Source organism: Curtobacterium sp. 18060, from assembly GCF_902706105.1.
Taxonomy (GTDB): Bacteria; Actinomycetota; Actinomycetes; order Actinomycetales; family Microbacteriaceae; genus Curtobacterium.
In genome coordinates this window covers 1-14,315 of sequence record NZ_CACSJV010000029.1, presented here as the reverse complement: position 1 = coordinate 14,315, position 14,315 = coordinate 1, and the positions used below count along the sequence as shown (strand labels likewise).

General features: G+C 73.0%; 14 protein-coding genes. 7 read left to right on the top strand and 7 right to left on the bottom strand.

What is annotated here, in order from left to right; all coding sequences use genetic code 11:
- Positions 1 to 81 precede the first annotated feature (81 nt).
- The 4 genes from GVL05_RS13260 to rimK are packed head-to-tail and all read right to left on the bottom strand — an operon-like array spanning position 82 to position 6,135.
- Entirely contained in the window at positions 82 to 1,077 is a 996-nt protein-coding gene (locus GVL05_RS13260; RefSeq protein WP_159573403.1) for an NAD(P)-dependent oxidoreductase, read from the bottom strand.
- A complete protein-coding gene (locus GVL05_RS13255; protein WP_235035978.1) occupies positions 1,074 to 3,800 on the bottom strand; it encodes an alpha/beta fold hydrolase in 2,727 nt (908 codons plus the stop codon). The genes GVL05_RS13260 and GVL05_RS13255 overlap by 4 nt, the downstream gene beginning before the upstream one ends.
- Positions 3,797 to 4,903 carry a 3-oxoacyl-ACP synthase III gene (locus GVL05_RS13250; protein ID WP_111084764.1) on the bottom strand — a complete coding sequence of 369 codons (1,107 nt, stop codon included), beginning with the start codon at positions 4,901 to 4,903 and terminating at the stop codon, positions 3,797 to 3,799. Before GVL05_RS13250 ends, GVL05_RS13255 begins: the two co-directional genes overlap by 4 nt.
- A gap of 53 nt (positions 4,904 to 4,956) precedes the next feature.
- A complete protein-coding gene (rimK, locus tag GVL05_RS13245) occupies positions 4,957 to 6,135 on the bottom strand; it encodes a 30S ribosomal protein S6--L-glutamate ligase (protein WP_123291758.1) in 1,179 nt (392 codons plus the stop codon).
- Positions 6,136 to 6,482: 347 nt separating this feature from the next.
- Between rimK and GVL05_RS13240 the strand changes: the two genes are divergently transcribed.
- The 3 genes from GVL05_RS13240 to GVL05_RS13230 are packed head-to-tail and all read left to right on the top strand — an operon-like array spanning position 6,483 to position 8,104.
- Positions 6,483 to 6,959, top strand: a complete 477-nt coding sequence (locus GVL05_RS13240) for a hypothetical protein (RefSeq protein ID WP_159573402.1) — start codon at positions 6,483 to 6,485, stop codon at positions 6,957 to 6,959.
- Positions 6,956 to 7,588: an RES family NAD+ phosphorylase gene (locus GVL05_RS13235; protein ID WP_159573401.1), complete on the top strand. Its 633-nt coding sequence runs from the start codon at positions 6,956 to 6,958 to the stop codon at positions 7,586 to 7,588. Before GVL05_RS13240 ends, GVL05_RS13235 begins: the two co-directional genes overlap by 4 nt.
- Positions 7,589 to 7,621: 33 nt before the next feature.
- Positions 7,622 to 8,104: a RimK/LysX family protein gene (locus GVL05_RS13230; RefSeq protein WP_159573400.1), complete on the top strand. Its 483-nt coding sequence runs from the start codon at positions 7,622 to 7,624 to the stop codon at positions 8,102 to 8,104.
- Positions 8,105 to 8,222: 118 nt separating this feature from the next.
- Here GVL05_RS13230 and GVL05_RS13225 read toward each other — a convergent pair whose 3' ends face one another.
- Both GVL05_RS13225 and GVL05_RS13220 read right to left on the bottom strand, forming a co-directional pair.
- Positions 8,223 to 9,116 carry an alpha/beta hydrolase family protein gene (locus tag GVL05_RS13225; protein WP_200849229.1) on the bottom strand — a complete coding sequence of 298 codons (894 nt, stop codon included), beginning with the start codon at positions 9,114 to 9,116 and terminating at the stop codon, positions 8,223 to 8,225.
- A gap of 119 nt (positions 9,117 to 9,235) precedes the next feature.
- Positions 9,236 to 9,796 (bottom strand): TetR/AcrR family transcriptional regulator, encoded by a 561-nt coding sequence (locus GVL05_RS13220; RefSeq protein ID WP_159573399.1) that lies wholly within the window; start codon positions 9,794 to 9,796, stop codon positions 9,236 to 9,238.
- A 23-nt stretch (positions 9,797 to 9,819) separates the two neighbouring features.
- On the opposite strand from GVL05_RS13220, the gene GVL05_RS13215 reads away from it, so the two are divergent.
- Complete coding sequence (locus GVL05_RS13215; RefSeq protein WP_159573398.1) at positions 9,820 to 11,076, top strand: MFS transporter; 1,257 nt, start codon at positions 9,820 to 9,822, stop codon at positions 11,074 to 11,076.
- On the opposite strand, the gene GVL05_RS13210 is transcribed toward GVL05_RS13215, so the two are convergent.
- On the bottom strand, positions 10,982 to 11,320 hold the full coding sequence (locus GVL05_RS13210) for a YciI family protein (protein WP_159573397.1): 339 nt from the start codon (positions 11,318 to 11,320) through the stop codon (positions 10,982 to 10,984). The genes GVL05_RS13215 and GVL05_RS13210 overlap by 95 nt on opposite strands.
- A 147-nt stretch (positions 11,321 to 11,467) precedes the next feature.
- On the opposite strand from GVL05_RS13210, the gene GVL05_RS13205 reads away from it, so the two are divergent.
- From GVL05_RS13205 to GVL05_RS13195, 3 genes are read left to right on the top strand one after another with little or no spacing between them, the layout of a single operon-like run.
- The gene (locus tag GVL05_RS13205; protein ID WP_159573396.1) at positions 11,468 to 12,142 is read left to right on the top strand and encodes a peroxiredoxin-like family protein; all 675 of its coding nucleotides are present in this window, start codon (positions 11,468 to 11,470) and stop codon (positions 12,140 to 12,142) included.
- A gap of 10 nt (positions 12,143 to 12,152) precedes the next feature.
- On the top strand, positions 12,153 to 13,427 hold the full coding sequence (locus GVL05_RS13200) for a sensor histidine kinase (RefSeq protein WP_235035977.1): 1,275 nt from the start codon (positions 12,153 to 12,155) through the stop codon (positions 13,425 to 13,427).
- Entirely contained in the window at positions 13,409 to 14,113 is a 705-nt protein-coding gene (locus GVL05_RS13195; RefSeq protein ID WP_123291748.1) for a response regulator transcription factor, read from the top strand. The genes GVL05_RS13200 and GVL05_RS13195 overlap by 19 nt, the downstream gene beginning before the upstream one ends.
- Positions 14,114 to 14,315: the final 202 nt, after the last annotated feature.

Sequence of the window (14,315 nt, the reverse complement as noted above, 5' to 3'; positions counted from 1 at the left end):
CCGCGTCCGAGCCGCGTTCACGTGTGCGCGAGACTCGGGCTGAGCGACACTCCTCGGGGCGCAGTGTCCGAGAACTGTCGCTCAGCGCGAGACTCGGGGGCCGTCCACCGCCGCGGCCGCCGCCAAGCGCGCGAGACCCTCGTCGATCGACACCGACGGGGACCACTGCAGGTCGGCTCGGGTGCGGCGTTGGTCGAACCAGTGCGCCGTCGACAGCTGCTCGGCGAGGAACCGCGTCATCGGCGGCTCGTCCTGCCCCGGACGCACCCGCCACACGGCCTCGACGAGCGACCCCGCGGCCCGGGCCACGACAGCCGGCACGTGCCACCGCGGTGCAGGCACACCCGAGGCCGCGCAGATCCCGGCGAGCAGGTCCGCGACGGGCCGGGGTTCGCCGTTCGTGACGACGTAGGCGTTGCCGTGCACGTCGTCGTCGGCCGCGTGCTCGAGCGCCGCGACCATGGCCGACGCGGCGTTGTCGACGTACAGGGTGTCGATCAGGGCGGCACCGGAGTCGAGCAGCGGCAGGCGCCCGGCCCGTGCCCGCTCGACGATCCGGCCGATCAGCTGCGTGTCCCCCGGCCCCCACACCAGGTGCGGCCGGACGGCGACGACGGCGAACCCCGGAGCGTCGGCGTCGAGCGCGAGGAGTTCGGCCGCGGCCTTCGTGCGGGCGTAGTCGCCACGAGCACGATCGGGTTCGGCGACACCGGCTCCGGCGCCGACGAGCGACGATCCGGTGTGCGCGACCGACGGCGACGAGACGAACACGAACCGCCGGGCGCCGGCACGGCGTGCGGCGTCGACGAGTGCTCGGGTGCCGTCGACGTTCACACGGACGAAGTCGGCCGGGTCACCCGCCAGGGAGACCTTCGCGGCGAGGTGCACGACGGCGTCGACCCCGTCGACCGCGCGTGCCACCGCGGCGGCATCGGTCATCGAACCGGCGACGTCCTGCACGCCCGCGACCCCGGACGGCCGTCGCTGGAACGTGCGGACCTCGTGTCCGGCGTCCCGCACGGCTGCGGCGGTCGCCTGTCCGAGGAACCCGCTGGCGCCGGTGACCAGGACCGTCACGGGCGGGCCATCCGTCCACCCGACAGCACCGAGGTCGCCCAGCGGGACAGCCGGGCGCGGTCGACCTTCGAGTTGTGCCGGATGTCGGTCGGCAGCACGGGCACGGTCAGCACCGCTGCGAGCGGGACCCCGGCCGCGGCACGGACCGAAGCTGCCAACGCCGGCGGAGCCAGGGCAGGCCGTCGGGCACGTCGCCCGCCGGTGGTCTCGACGACGGCCACGACCTGCTGCGTCCCGCGCGGGCCGATCCCTGCGACGCCGGCACGGCCGACTCCGGGTACGCCCTCGATGCGCTGCTCCGGTCCGACCGGGGTGACGACACCGTCCGGGGTGGTGAGCACGTGCTGCATCCGCCCCTCGACCCAGAGGCGCCCGGACGCGTCCAGGTGTCCGACGTCACCGGTGCGGTGTCCGCGCGGGTCCTCGACGCCGAGCCGCGCGACGCGGTTCGTCCGCCAGAGCCGGTCGTAGTGGTCGCGCACGTGTGGTGCCACGACGACGATCTCGCCGGTGACGCCCGCCGCGTCGGTCAGCCCACCGGTCGCTGCACCCGCGGCGTCGAGCGGCGCGATCCGCACCCGCACGTTCGCCGCCGGGAGCCCGACGCAGATGCCCTCGTCGTCCGAGGCCGCCGCCGAACGGACGCCGTCCAGGTCGACGTCGGTCATGAGCAGCCCCTCGGTCATGCCGTAGGGGGTGTGCGCACTCGCGTTCGGCATCAGCTCGGTCGCCGCGGTCAGCAGCGCGGCCGACACCGGGGCGCCCGCCGACAGGAACAACCGGACGCGCGCGAGTGCCGCACGGTCGGCGTCGGTCAGCACCGATGCCGTCGCCACGACGTTCGCCAGCGCCGCCGGCGACAGGAACACGACGGTCGCGTCGGCAGCGGCCACCGAGGCCGCGACGGCGCGCGCGGTCAGGGTCCGGGGCGCGGTGACGTCCATGTCCGGCGCCACCGACCGGGCACCGAGGGCCGGTCCGAGCAGCGCGAAGGGTGCGAAGCCCGCGACGAGGCCGGTGCCGACACCGATGTCGTACTGGGCCGCCAGGACGTCGCGGACGGCACCGAGCTGTCCGTGCGTGTAGACGACGCCCTTCGCCGGGCCGGTCGAACCGGACGTGAACAGGATCGCGGCCGGAGCATCGGACGCCGGCACCGTGGGCAGCACGGAACCGTGCGCGAGCCGACGGGCACCCCGACGGGCACCCCGCCGGGCGACGTCGACGAGCGTGTGCTCGACGCGCAGCGCACGCCGCGCGGGTGCGGGCAGCGGGACGGTCGCGATGCGCCGACCCGGCCAGCCGAGTGCACGAGCGGCTCCGAGTCCGGGCAGCGCGCCGATGATCCAGTCGGGCCGGGCTCCGCGGACCGCACGGGTCAGACCGCGCAGCCCCAGTCCGGCATCCGCCACCACGACGACCGCGCCGATCCGCACGCAGGCGTACAGGACGGCCGTCAGGTCGGCTCCCGGGGTGACGAGGAGCGAGACACGGTCACCGCTCCGGACACCGAGGTCGTCCAGCCCGGCGGCGATCTCGTCCACCCGACGGGCGAGCAGACGCCACGTGATCGTCCGGGGGCCGCCGGCCGCGGCCATCTCCACCAGGGCGGGTTCGTCGCTGTCGCGCAGGTCCTCGAGCGCGGCGCCGAGCGGGCGGCTCACGTCGGTCGACTGGTCGGCGTCGACCGGGAGGCCCTTCTCGGCTGGAGCAGGCACGTGTCCGTCCGGCAGACGGTCGCCGATCCAGTCGAACACCGCGCCCGCCACGTCGGCGTCGTCGGGCAACAGGTGGCCGGCACCCTCGAAGCGGTGCACGTCGGCCTGCGGCAGCCGCTCGGACAGATCGTCGAGGTAGCGCTCCAGGAACACCGGATCGCGGGGACCCCAGAGCAGCAGCGCCGGGACGTCGAGCGCAGCGACCCCGGCGGCGATCCGGTCGAGCTCGGGCGCACTCCGGTGCCGGGCGTCGACGGGGATGTCCGCCACGAAGCCGCCGATGCCGCCACGACGCGCGGCACCGCGGTAGGGGGCACGGTAGCCGTCGGCCACGGCACGGTCGAGCTTCGGGTGCGCGATGCCGAGCGTCGTCTCGAGGAACGCAGGCGTCACGACGGTCGCACGGCCGAGCAGCCCCGGCCCCAGGGCGAGCCGCAGCGGCGCCGGGATCGGGGCGTCGTCGGGCTGGTGCACGGCGGTGTTGCACGTCATCACGGCAGCCAGGACGTCGGGGTGGTCGACCGCCCATCCGAGCGACACGACTCCGCCCCAGTCGTGGCCGAGGGTGACGACCGGGCCGGTCAGCCCGAGTTCGTCGGTCAGGGCGCCGAGGTCCGCGACGCGCTGCGGCAGCCCCCGTTCCACCCCGGTGCGCTCCGAGAAGCCCATGTCGAGTTGGTCGACGGCGACCACGCGCCAGGCCGGGCCACCGGCCTGGGCGACCTCGAGCGAGGTGCGGAGCACCGACCGCCACAGGTACGACCACGTGGGGTTGCCGTGCACGCACAGGATGGTGCCGACCGGTTCCACGCCGAGCGCCGCCAGGGACCCGGCCGTGTCGAGGAGGTGCCAGGTGCGCGCGGCGCGATCCGTGCCTCCCGAACGGTTCTCGGACCATTCCGGCACCGTGACCAGGCGTGACCAGGCCGGGTCGAGTCCGGGCAGGGAGGGCGGCTGCGTCGCCGGAGCCGTGCTCGCGGCGACGCGGGGCAGCCGGGACCTCACCAGTGGAGTTCCATCATCGCCGTGTTGATGCCGGAACCGACGCCACCCAGGAACACGCGGTCACCGCGGCGGATGCCGCCGGACTCGACCTCGTCGGCCAGGGTGATCGGGATCGACGCCGGGCCGACGTTGCCGAAGCGCTGGTAGGTGGTGGGGACCTTGTCGCGCGGGATGCCGATTGCCTCGACGAACGCGTTGGTGTGCACGTCGGAGACCTGGTGCAGGACGTAGCGGTCCATGTCGGCCCAGTCGAAGTGGGCACGGGCCTCGGTCCAGGCCGCGACGACGAGCTCCATGCCGCCCTTGAGTAGCATCTTGGCGTCCGTGAACATGCCGTCCACGCTGCCGACGCACAGGTCGTACCACTGGGTCGCCGCGCGGGTGACGCCGCCGACGATCCGGTGTCCCTCGGGGTGCAGGTCCGCCGGGCCCAGCACGGCGGCCGCGGCACCGGACCCGAGGGTCAGGCTCGCGAACTCGCTCATGAAGTCCTTGCGGTTCCGACCGCCCTGGTTCAGGCGGTCGATGGTGTTGAGCTGCACCTGGTCGGCGTCCTCGCCGTCGACGACGAGCGCGTACTTGATCTGACCGGAGTCGATCATGCCCGCGGCGACGCTCATGGCGTTGACGAACCCCAGGCAGGCGTTCGCGATGTCGAAGTTGATCGCGGACGACGGCAGACCGAGCCCGTGGTGCAGGCGCACGGCGACCGACGGCTCGAGGTGCGGACGGGTCACCGAGGTGTTGATCAGCAGCCCGATCTCGTCCGGACGCACCCCCGCCTCGGCCATGGCGCGACGGCCGGCGTCGATGGCGGCGTCCTGGAAGGTCTGGCCCTCGCCCCAGTTGCGGCGCTCGATCACACCGGCGACCCGCTCGAGCAGTCCCATCGGCAGACGGAGGCGGCGGAGCACGCCGCGCAGCCGCGCTTCGATGTCCGCAGAGGTCGTCACGCGTTCGGCGGTCGTCGTCGCCACGGACAGCAGCGAGACGTTGTGGTGCTTCGCCGTGGCGTTGCCGGGCTGCTCGGGTTCACTGCTCGGCGCCCGGTCACTGCTCGCTGCCCGGTCGACCGGCCGTTCCGTCATGATCGTCACCGACACATACTTCCTCATTTCACCTGTGTGTGCAGTCCGGCTCGGCTGGACGCGCGGTGTCAGGCGTCCTTCGGGAGCTTCCGGATCTTGCTGCGACGGCGTCGACGGTCCGGCACCATCGAGCGCATCTCCTCGAGCTTGCCGAAGCAGAGCAGCCGGTCACTGGCCTGCAGCTCGACGCCACTGCGCGGGTTCGGGATGACGGTCGCGCCCCGGTGCAGGGTCAGCACGGTGATGTCCCGGTCCCACAGTCCCGACTCCTTGATCGTCTTCCCGACCAGGTCGGCGTTGGTGTGCACGAGCAGCTCGGCGACGCCGTAGCCCGTCGACACACTGAGCCGCTGGCGCACGTCGATCTCGGGGAAGGCCACCTGGTTGCCGATGAAGTCGATGATCGCGCCGGCGACGTCCAAGCCCGTCGCACGCTCGATGCCCTCGAGCCCCGGTGACGAGTTGACCTCCATCACGAGCGGACCGTCGTTGCCCTCGAGCATGTCGACACCGGCGACCTTGAGCCCCATGATCTGCGCCGACCGGACCGCGACCGCCTCGTACTCCGGCGACAGCGTGACCTTCTCGACGGTGCCGCCACGGTGCACGTTGGACCGGAACTCGTCCCCCGACGCCGTCCTGCGCATCGCGGCCACCACCCGGTCGCCGACGACGAGCGCGCGGATGTCACGACCGCGGCTCTCCGAGATGAACGACTGGATCAGGACGTTCTGCTTCGTCGAGTGCAGCGTCTCGACGATCGACTCGGCGACCTTCTCCTCCGGCGCCAGGATCACGCCGATCCCCTGCGTGCCCTCGAGCAGCTTGATCACGACCGGAGCCCCGCCGACCCGTTCGATCGCGCCGCGGACGTCGGCCCGGCTGTTCACGAACGTCGTCGCGGGCATGCCGATGTGGTGGCGGGACAGGATCTGGTTCGCCCGGAGCTTGTCGCGGGAGTTCGTGATGCCCGTCGCGGTGTTCGGCGTGTACACGTCCATCTGTTCGAACTGCCGCACCACCGCGGTGCCGTAGTAGGTGATCGAGTTGCCGATCCGGGGCAGCACCGCGTCGTAGTCGGACAGGAGCTTGCCGCGGTACAGCAGGTCCGGGTCCTCGCCGGACAGGTCGATCGCGAAGCGCAGCGTGTTCAGCACCTTGACGTCGTGGCCGCGGTCGAGCGCCGCAGCACGGAGGCGCTGGGTCGAGTACGCCTGCGGGGCGCGGGACAGGATGGCGAGTTTCATCGAGGGGTTCTCCGCGGGGTGGGATCGACGGCGACGGTCCATCCAAGCACGCCCGCGCCGCGATGCCGCCGACCGCCTTGGAGAGCGAGCGCGTTGTACTCTTTTGACGCATGTGCGGTACGCTGGATTGACTGATCGGACGGTGTGCGATGACGAAGAACCAGCACGGTCTCCGGGCGACCCGGAGCAACCGGACCCCTCGACTCGCAGGGTCCGGACGGTCGACGTCGCGGCGACCCGCGTCGTCCGAGTGGCGTGTCCGATCGCGCAGACCGTCCCCGACCGAGGCGGTCGCGCCACCGACCACGACCTCCACCGGTCCGGCCGACGACCTCAGGGATCGCCTCGTGGCCGCACTCCTGCGGCACGTCGACCTGATCGACCTCGCCGAGGTCGAGCGGGTGAACGGATCGATGGACGCCGTAGCGGAGCGGATGCTCGCCAGCATCCCCGGCGCCGATGTGCTCGACGACCGCGTCGGACCGTTCTACGACACTGCCGGCCTGCGGAAGTGGTTCCAGATGAGCCGCCAGACCCTCGACGCGCAGGCCAAGGTCGGCGACGTGCTCTGCGTGCTGTCGGCCGACGGCTTCCGGCTCTACCCGTCGTTCCAGTTCGATGCACGGGGCATCCTGCTGCCACGGTTGCGCGGTGTCCTGGCCGGCCTGGACCCCGACCGGGTCGACCCCTGGGGCGATGCCGTGTGGTTGAACGCGCCGGCGGACGAACTCGACGGACTCACGCCGGCCCAGGCGCTCCGGACGGACCGCGCGGACGAAGCGGTCCGTCTCGCCGCACTCGCCGGAGCGTTCCGACTCGGATGACCGCCGTCGCACGCACCGACGTCGTCCAGACCGCGCCACAGGCCGGTCTCGACCTGACCGGCTTCCCCGACGGGGGCAGACTCCCCGCCGAGGTGTTCCGCGCGCACCTCGCCGAGTTCGCGCCCTGGTACTTCGCCAGCCACCCCCACGGCCGCTTCAACCTCCGGGAACCGAACGGCACGTGCTGCTTCGCAGCCGCGGCCTCGACCGCTGTCCGGGAGTTCTTCGGCCCGAAGGTCCGCCGCAACGAAGTGAGCGCTGCCGACGCTGCCGTCCTCCGCGTCTCGACGATCACCCCGCCGTCCGATGCGAGCTCCGCCCACGTCAGCGGCGCGGGCGCTGCACGCTTCGGGGTCACGAGCGAACTCACGACAATGGGCGACTACGCCGCGACGCAGGCATGGGCCGAGCTGTTCAAGGACCGGGTCGATGCACTCCGCTACGACTCGAGGTTCGACCCGGGGGGCGAGGCGTGGGCACTGTTCGGGACCGCGGGGCCGGCACCGTCGCTCGGCGGCGCGACCGCGGTCATCGACGGAGCACGTGCGGCCGAGGCAGCCGGCGTTTCGGTGCTGCCCGGGCCGCCGCGGAAGAGCGCCGTCCGGATGGTGCCGAACCCGCCCGCCTGACCGGCACAGTCGCGCATGGGACAGGATGGGCACATGGCCCGTGCTCCGAAGTCCCCCGACGGCGGGCTCGTCGTCGCCGGCTGGCGCGAGTGGGCCGGCCTGCCGGACCTCGGGCTGCCGTGGATCAAGGTCAAGCTCGACACCGGTGCGCGCAGCTCGGCACTGCACGCGTTCGACCTCGAAGAACTCCCGGGCGACCGGGTGCGGTTCTCGGTGCACCCGTGGCAGGACACCGATGCCGACGCCGTCACGATCGAGTGCGCCGTGCACGACCGGCGCATCATCCGCAGCTCGACCGGGCACACCCAGGAGCGCATCGTCGTGCTCACCACGATCACCCTGGCCGGGCGCGCCGTCGTGTCCGAGGTCACCCTGAGCAACCGCGACCAGATGGGGTTCCGGATGCTCGTCGGGCGCGAGGCCCTGCGACAGGGCTTCCTCGTCGACCCTGCGAGGTCCTTCATGGCTGGTCGGGCGCCGAAGGAGATCCGGCGCCGCAACCGCGGGCGAGCCTGAGCGCTGCTCGCCACGCGGCACGGGCCGTGGGCGCGACCGGTCGACCGCCTGGAGGCGCGGTGCGGGGCCGCCACGGGCCTCCCGTCCGCCTCGGCGACCGCCCAGGGCGCGGGCTGGGTCAGCGACCGAGGTGACGGCCGAGGAAGGCGAGTTGCTGCGGTGCCAGGCGGCGCCAGTAGCCGTGCGTGTGGGCGCCGGGCTCGAAGCCCCCGGCGGGCGGCGTCGCGAAACCGTCGACGTAGGCGTGCGCCGCCGGAGCGAACCCGTCACCGTTGCCGCAGTCGACACGGACGGCGACCCCGTCGAGCGCGCGCTGCCGACCGAGGACCGTGTTCGCACGGAAGTCGGCCGCGTCGTCGAAGGCTCCGCGGGCGGTGTCCGCTGCTGACGTCCAGAGCGCCGGACTGATCGCCGACACGGCGCGGACGCGGGACGCACCGAGCACCCCGCCGAGCCGGAGGGCGCCGAACCCGCCCATCGAGTACCCGGTCAGCGCGAGCCGGTCGGTGTCGAACCCGCGCCGCGCGATCCGGGGCAGGAACTCGTCGACGACCATCGCCGCGGGGTCGTCCCCGTCGGAACGGTGGTGCCAGTAGCGGTTGCCGCCGTCGATCGAGGCGATCGCGAACGGAGCGCCGCCACCCGTGATGTGCGCCGCGAGGAACCGGTCCCAGCCGAGCTCCCGCCCGAAGAACGCCGCGTGGTCGTCGCCGTAGCCGTGCAACGCGACGGCCACCGGCAGCGGGGTGTCCGACGCCGGAGCGGCGATGGTCCACCCGACGGTCCGCCCCTTCCGCGCGGTCGACATGAAGGTGCCGGAGACCGAGGGGACCGGGTCGACGTCGGGGATCGTACCGTCGGCACCGTTGAGCCCGAGCACGCGGTACATCGTCGACCGACCCGGCAGCAGGTCGAGGTTCACCGCCTCGGCGGCTGCACCCGCGGCGACGATGCCGGCTCCCCCGATCAGCAGCGACCGACGGGTGATCGTCGACGCACGCGAACGGGTCATCCGAGGGGCACCGTTCCGTCAGGGGTCACGCGCTGCATCACGAGGGTCGAGGAGAGTCGCTGCACACCGAGCAAGGTACCCAGCGCAGCGTCGGAGAACCCCGGGGCGCTGACGAGCGGTCAGGATGCCGCGACGAGCGCCGCGGCGACCGCACGCGCCGTCGCCGTGCCGACCGACGGATCGCGCAGGCGCATCGCGAGGTACCCGGAGACGACGAGCAGCAGCTGGTCGGCCAGGGCCCCGGCGCGCTCGCCGACGACGGGCGCGGCACGTTCGGTCAGCCGGGTCCGGAGCGCCCCGGTCTCGCGGTCGAGCACCTCGTGCACCTCGGCTGGGGCGTCCGCGTACTCGGCAGCGGTCCCGAGGAACGCGCACCAGCGCGAGCCGGCGGCGGTCGACCGGTACTCGTCGAGCGCGTCGAACACCGCGAGCAGGCGGCCGCGGTCGTCCGGAGCAGCCTCGACCGCGCGGTCCCACGTGGCGAGCCAGTCGTCGTGCCGGCGATCGAGGGCCGCGGCGACCAGGGCTTCCTTGCTCGCGTACCCGCGGTAGAGCGTGGCGCTCGAGATCCCGGCGCGATCGAGCACGGCGTCGATCGGGGTGGCGGCGATGCCCCGCGTGAAGAAGAGCTCCTCGGCCGCGTCGAGCAGCCGCTGCTCGGTTCCTGGACGCATCGCCATGCAAGCACCCTAGGCTCTCAAAAGTGAAACGATCGTTTTCGTTACGACAGTGGGTGTTCCTCGGCAGCGGTCTGGCCCTGATCGCCGCGACGTACGGGCTGGTGCGCCTGGCGTTCGGCCTCTTCCTGCCCGACGTCCAACGCGACCTCGGCCTGCGCCCGGACGCCGCCGGGTGGGTCTCCTCGGGGGCCTCGGCGATGTACTGCGTCGGCGCGGTGGTCGGGTTCCTGGTCGCCGCACGCGTCCCCCGGGTGCTCGTCGCCGCAGCCGCCGGGGTCGCCGGGGTCGGTGCGCTCGCGATGGCAGCGGCGGCGGGGCCGTGGTCCTTCGGGATCGCCGCGGTGGTCGCCTCGACCGGGGCCGGGCTCGCCTCACCGGCCCTCGTGCAGCTCGTGTCGCGCGCGGTGCCGGGGTCCGTGCAGGGGACGGCGCAGGCGGTCGTCAACTCGGGGACCGGTCCGGGACTGATCGCCGCCGGGGCGCTCGCACTCGTGCTCCTGCCGGACTGGCGGACGGCCTGGGCGTGGTCCGGGGTCTTCGCAGTCGTCGTCGGCGTCGTGCTGCTGGTGGTGTCCCGTCGGAGCGGGTCCGGCGGTGGCCGACCAGCCGCACCGGGGACGGCGTGGTTCGCGGCGCACCGACGGGTCATCGCGCTCGCGCTGCTCTTCGGTGCCGGATCGGCGGTCGTGTGGACCTACGGCCGCTCCGCGCTGGTCGACGCGGGCGCGCCCGTCGTGGTGTCGGTGTCGGCGTGGATCGCGCTCGGGGTCGGCGGTGCTGCGGTCGCCGTGACAGCTCGGTGGACGAGCGGACTCCGCGCGCGGACGCTCTGGGCGGTGACCGCGGGCGCCGTGGCGGTGGCCGTCGTCACACTCGGTGTCGCGCCGCAGTCCACGGCGGTGGCGATGCTGGCGTGTGCGGTGTTCGGTTGGGGCTACACGGCGGCGACCGGGGCGCTGATCGCCTGGACGACCGAACTCGACGCTGCGCGGTCGTCGGCGGGGACGTCGATGCTCTTCGTCGCATTGGTGCTCGGGCAGGCCGTGGGAGCGGCGTCGTCGGGCGCACTCGTCGGCACGGCGGGCTACGCGGTGGCGTTCATGGTCGGGGCGCTCGTCACGGCGGCGAGCGCCGTGCTCGCCGTGGTCGGCAGGCGCGGAGGCCCTCCGCACGGTGACGCCGCCGTCACAGCAGCGGACGCAGCTCGATCTTCCGGTTGCACGCCTGCGACGCCTCGTGCGCCACACGGAGCGCCGTCGCGGCATCCGGCAGCTCCATGACCCAGAAGCCCGCGACGAACTCGGAGCTGTCGGCCACCAGTCCGGGCGTGGTGTCCGAACCGCCGCCACGGGCGTCGACGACCGTGCCGTCGGCGGGGGCGGACACCCCGGCGGCGAACACGACGGCGTCGCCCAGGCGTTCGTTGAGGGCATCGACCGCAGTGGCCTCGGCCTGGGTGGCGGACTCCGTGCGACCGGCGGCGTCGGCCTGCCCGTCGTCGATGACGTTGACGAGGAACTGCATGGTGACTCCCCTGCTCGTTGGCCGGAGGCTACTCCCCGACCACCCGGTTCCGTGACGCTCCGTGACGAGCGACGGGACCGCGAGCCCCGGGACGTGCCTACGCTCCCTCCGACGGCGACCCGGCCGCCCACGACCACGGAGTACCCGATGCCCCACGAGACCATCGCTCGTCGAGTCGACGAGTTCAACGACGGCTTCACCGCGCAGATCGGCCCCGAGCTCAGCGCCGTGTTCGATCGGGAACAGGCCGACCTGCGTGCCGACGGCGTCCCCGACGGCGTCCTCACCGTCGGGGACGCCGCCCCGGACGCTCCGCTGCTGGACGCGACGGGCGCCGCCACGTCACTGGGCGCCGCGCGTGGTGACACGCCGACCGTGATCGTGTTCTACCGCGGCGCCTGGTGCCCGTACTGCAACCTCACGCTCCGCACCTACCAGCAGGAGTTGCTCCCCGCGCTGCAGGGACGCGGGGCACGCCTCGTCGCCGTCTCGCCGCAGACCCCCGAGGGCACCGAGCAGTCGATCGCGAACGGCGAGCTGGCATTCCCGGTCCTGTCCGACCCGGAGAACGTGCTCGCCGGTCGGTTCGGCGTCGTCACGGCGCCCAGCCCCGAGGCACGAGCAGCCCACACGGAGCTCGGGTTCGACGTCGCCGACAGCAACGCCGACGGAACCGCCGCGATCCCGTTCCCGTCGGTCTTCGTCATCGACGAGCACGGTGTCGTCCGGTTCGTGGACGTGCACGTCGACTACACGACGCGCGCCGAGGTCACGACGGTCCTCGCGGCCCTCGACGGCCTGGACGGGGGCGGCACCCGCTAGCGTTTGCTGCATGGGGACGACGGCGGAGTGGTCGCGGCTGCCCGTGGGGCGCCGCGAGCACCGGCAGGATGCCGTGCTCGCGCTCGTACTCGCCGCCGGCCTGACGATCACCACCGTCTTGTACGGGGCGTCCGGCATCTACGGCGACGACCAGGCGGTCTGGTGGGTCTCGGCCCTGATGATCGTCGCGAACGCGGTCCCGATCGCGTTCCGCCGCCGGTTCCCGATGTCGGCCGCCGTGGTGTCCGCGCTGGCGTTCGCAGCCACCCAGCTGTTGCACGTCCCCGAACTGTTCGTCGTGAACTTCACCCTGTTCATCTCGCTGTACTCGGTCGGCGCGTGGTGCTCCGACCGGGTCCGTGCCGAGGCGGTCCGGTGGGTCGTCATCGGCGGGATGTTCGCGTGGCTGTTCCTCGCGATCTCGTTCGGGTGGGCGGTGCCGAACGCACTGCCCAACGACGAGGGTGCCCTCATCCCGCCGTACATCGCCTACTCGCTGCTGAACATCGTGATCAACGTCGTCTACTTCGGCGCCGCCTGGTACGCGGGCAACCGGGCGTGGGCCTCGGCCGTCGCCCGGCACCAGCTCGACGAGCGCACCGCGGAGCTGGCAGCCGAACGAGAGCGCAGTGCTGCCCAGGCCGTGACGATCGAGCGGGTCCGGATCGCCCGCGAACTGCACGACGTCGTCGCGCACCACGTGTCCCTGATGGGCGTGCAGGCCGGCGCTGCCCGACGGGTCATCGACCGGGATCCCGCGCAGGCGACGGCATCGCTCGGTGTGGTGGAGGAGAGCGCGCGCACGGCTGTCGAGGAACTCCGGCGGATGCTCGGCACCCTGCGGTCGGCGGACGAACCGGGCATCGGTGACCGCGGTGTCGGGGACGCTCCGAGCACCGAGGGCATCGCACGCATCGTCGAGCTCGCCGAGTCCGCTCGGGCCGCCGGTCACCCGACCGAGTACGTGGTCGTGGGCAACGAGCGTCCCGTACCGCCGACGGTCGCCGCCGTCGCGTACCGGATCGTGCAGGAGGCCGTGACGAACGTCCTCAAGCACGCCGGCCCCACCGCCCGCGCGGACGTCCGGCTCAGGTACCTCGACGACGGCGTCGAGGTCGAGGTCACCGACGACGGGCACGGCGACCGTGCTGCGCGGAACCCGTCGGGCAGCGGCCTCGGGCACATCGGCATGCGGGAGCGGGTCGCAGCCGTGGACGGACGGATCGAGATCGGGCCACGCGCCCGGGGAGGCTACCTGGTGCGGGCATGGCTGCCGACGACGTGAACGAGACGAACGACCCGAACGGCGCGACCGACCTGACGATCGTGCTCGCAGACGATCAGGAGCTGGTGCGGGCCGGGTTCCGCGTGATCCTGGAGTCCGAGCCGGGGTTCCGGGTGATCGGCGAGGCCCCCGACGGCGCCCGTGCGGTCGAGGCCGTCCGGGCCCTGCGCCCCGACGTGGTCTGCCTCGACGTGCAGATGCCCGGCGTCGACGGACTCGAGGCCGCTCGGCGGATCGCAGCGTTGCCGGACCCGCCGGCGGTGCTCATCCTGACGACGTTCGACAGCGACGACGCACTGTTCCAGGCACTCGAGGCGGGTGCCAGCGGCTTCCTGCTGAAGAACGCCTCCCCCGAACGGCTGATCGACGCCGTCCGGACCGTCGCCGCCGGGGACGCCCTGCTCGCGCCCGACGTCACGCGCCGGGTGATCAGCCGTGCGACCGCCGCACCGGTGGCGAGCGCGCGGACCGCGGACGGCGCGCTGGCAGCCGCCGGACTCACCGAGCGCGAGACCGAGGTGCTCCGGCTGCTCGCCCGGGGCCTCAGCAACGCCGAGATCGCCGCCGAGCTGTACGTCGGTGACGCCACCGTGAAGACCCACGTGTCGAACGTGCTGCAGAAGCTCGCGCTGCGCGACCGCATCCAGGCGGTCGTCTGGGCGTTCGAGCACGGCGTCGCCGGCTGACCGAGGCCGACCGATCCGGCACCGGCAGGACAAGTCCGCACGGTGCCGCGCTCGCACCACGCCCGCACCGTGCGCCCTCGCTCACCCCGTGCGGCGTTGACCGCACCGTGCCCCGCCACGACGACGCACCGAGCAACCAGAGCCCCACCGGCCGAACAACCCAGCACCGTGCCCGCCGCCCGCCGGCCGAACAACCCAGCAC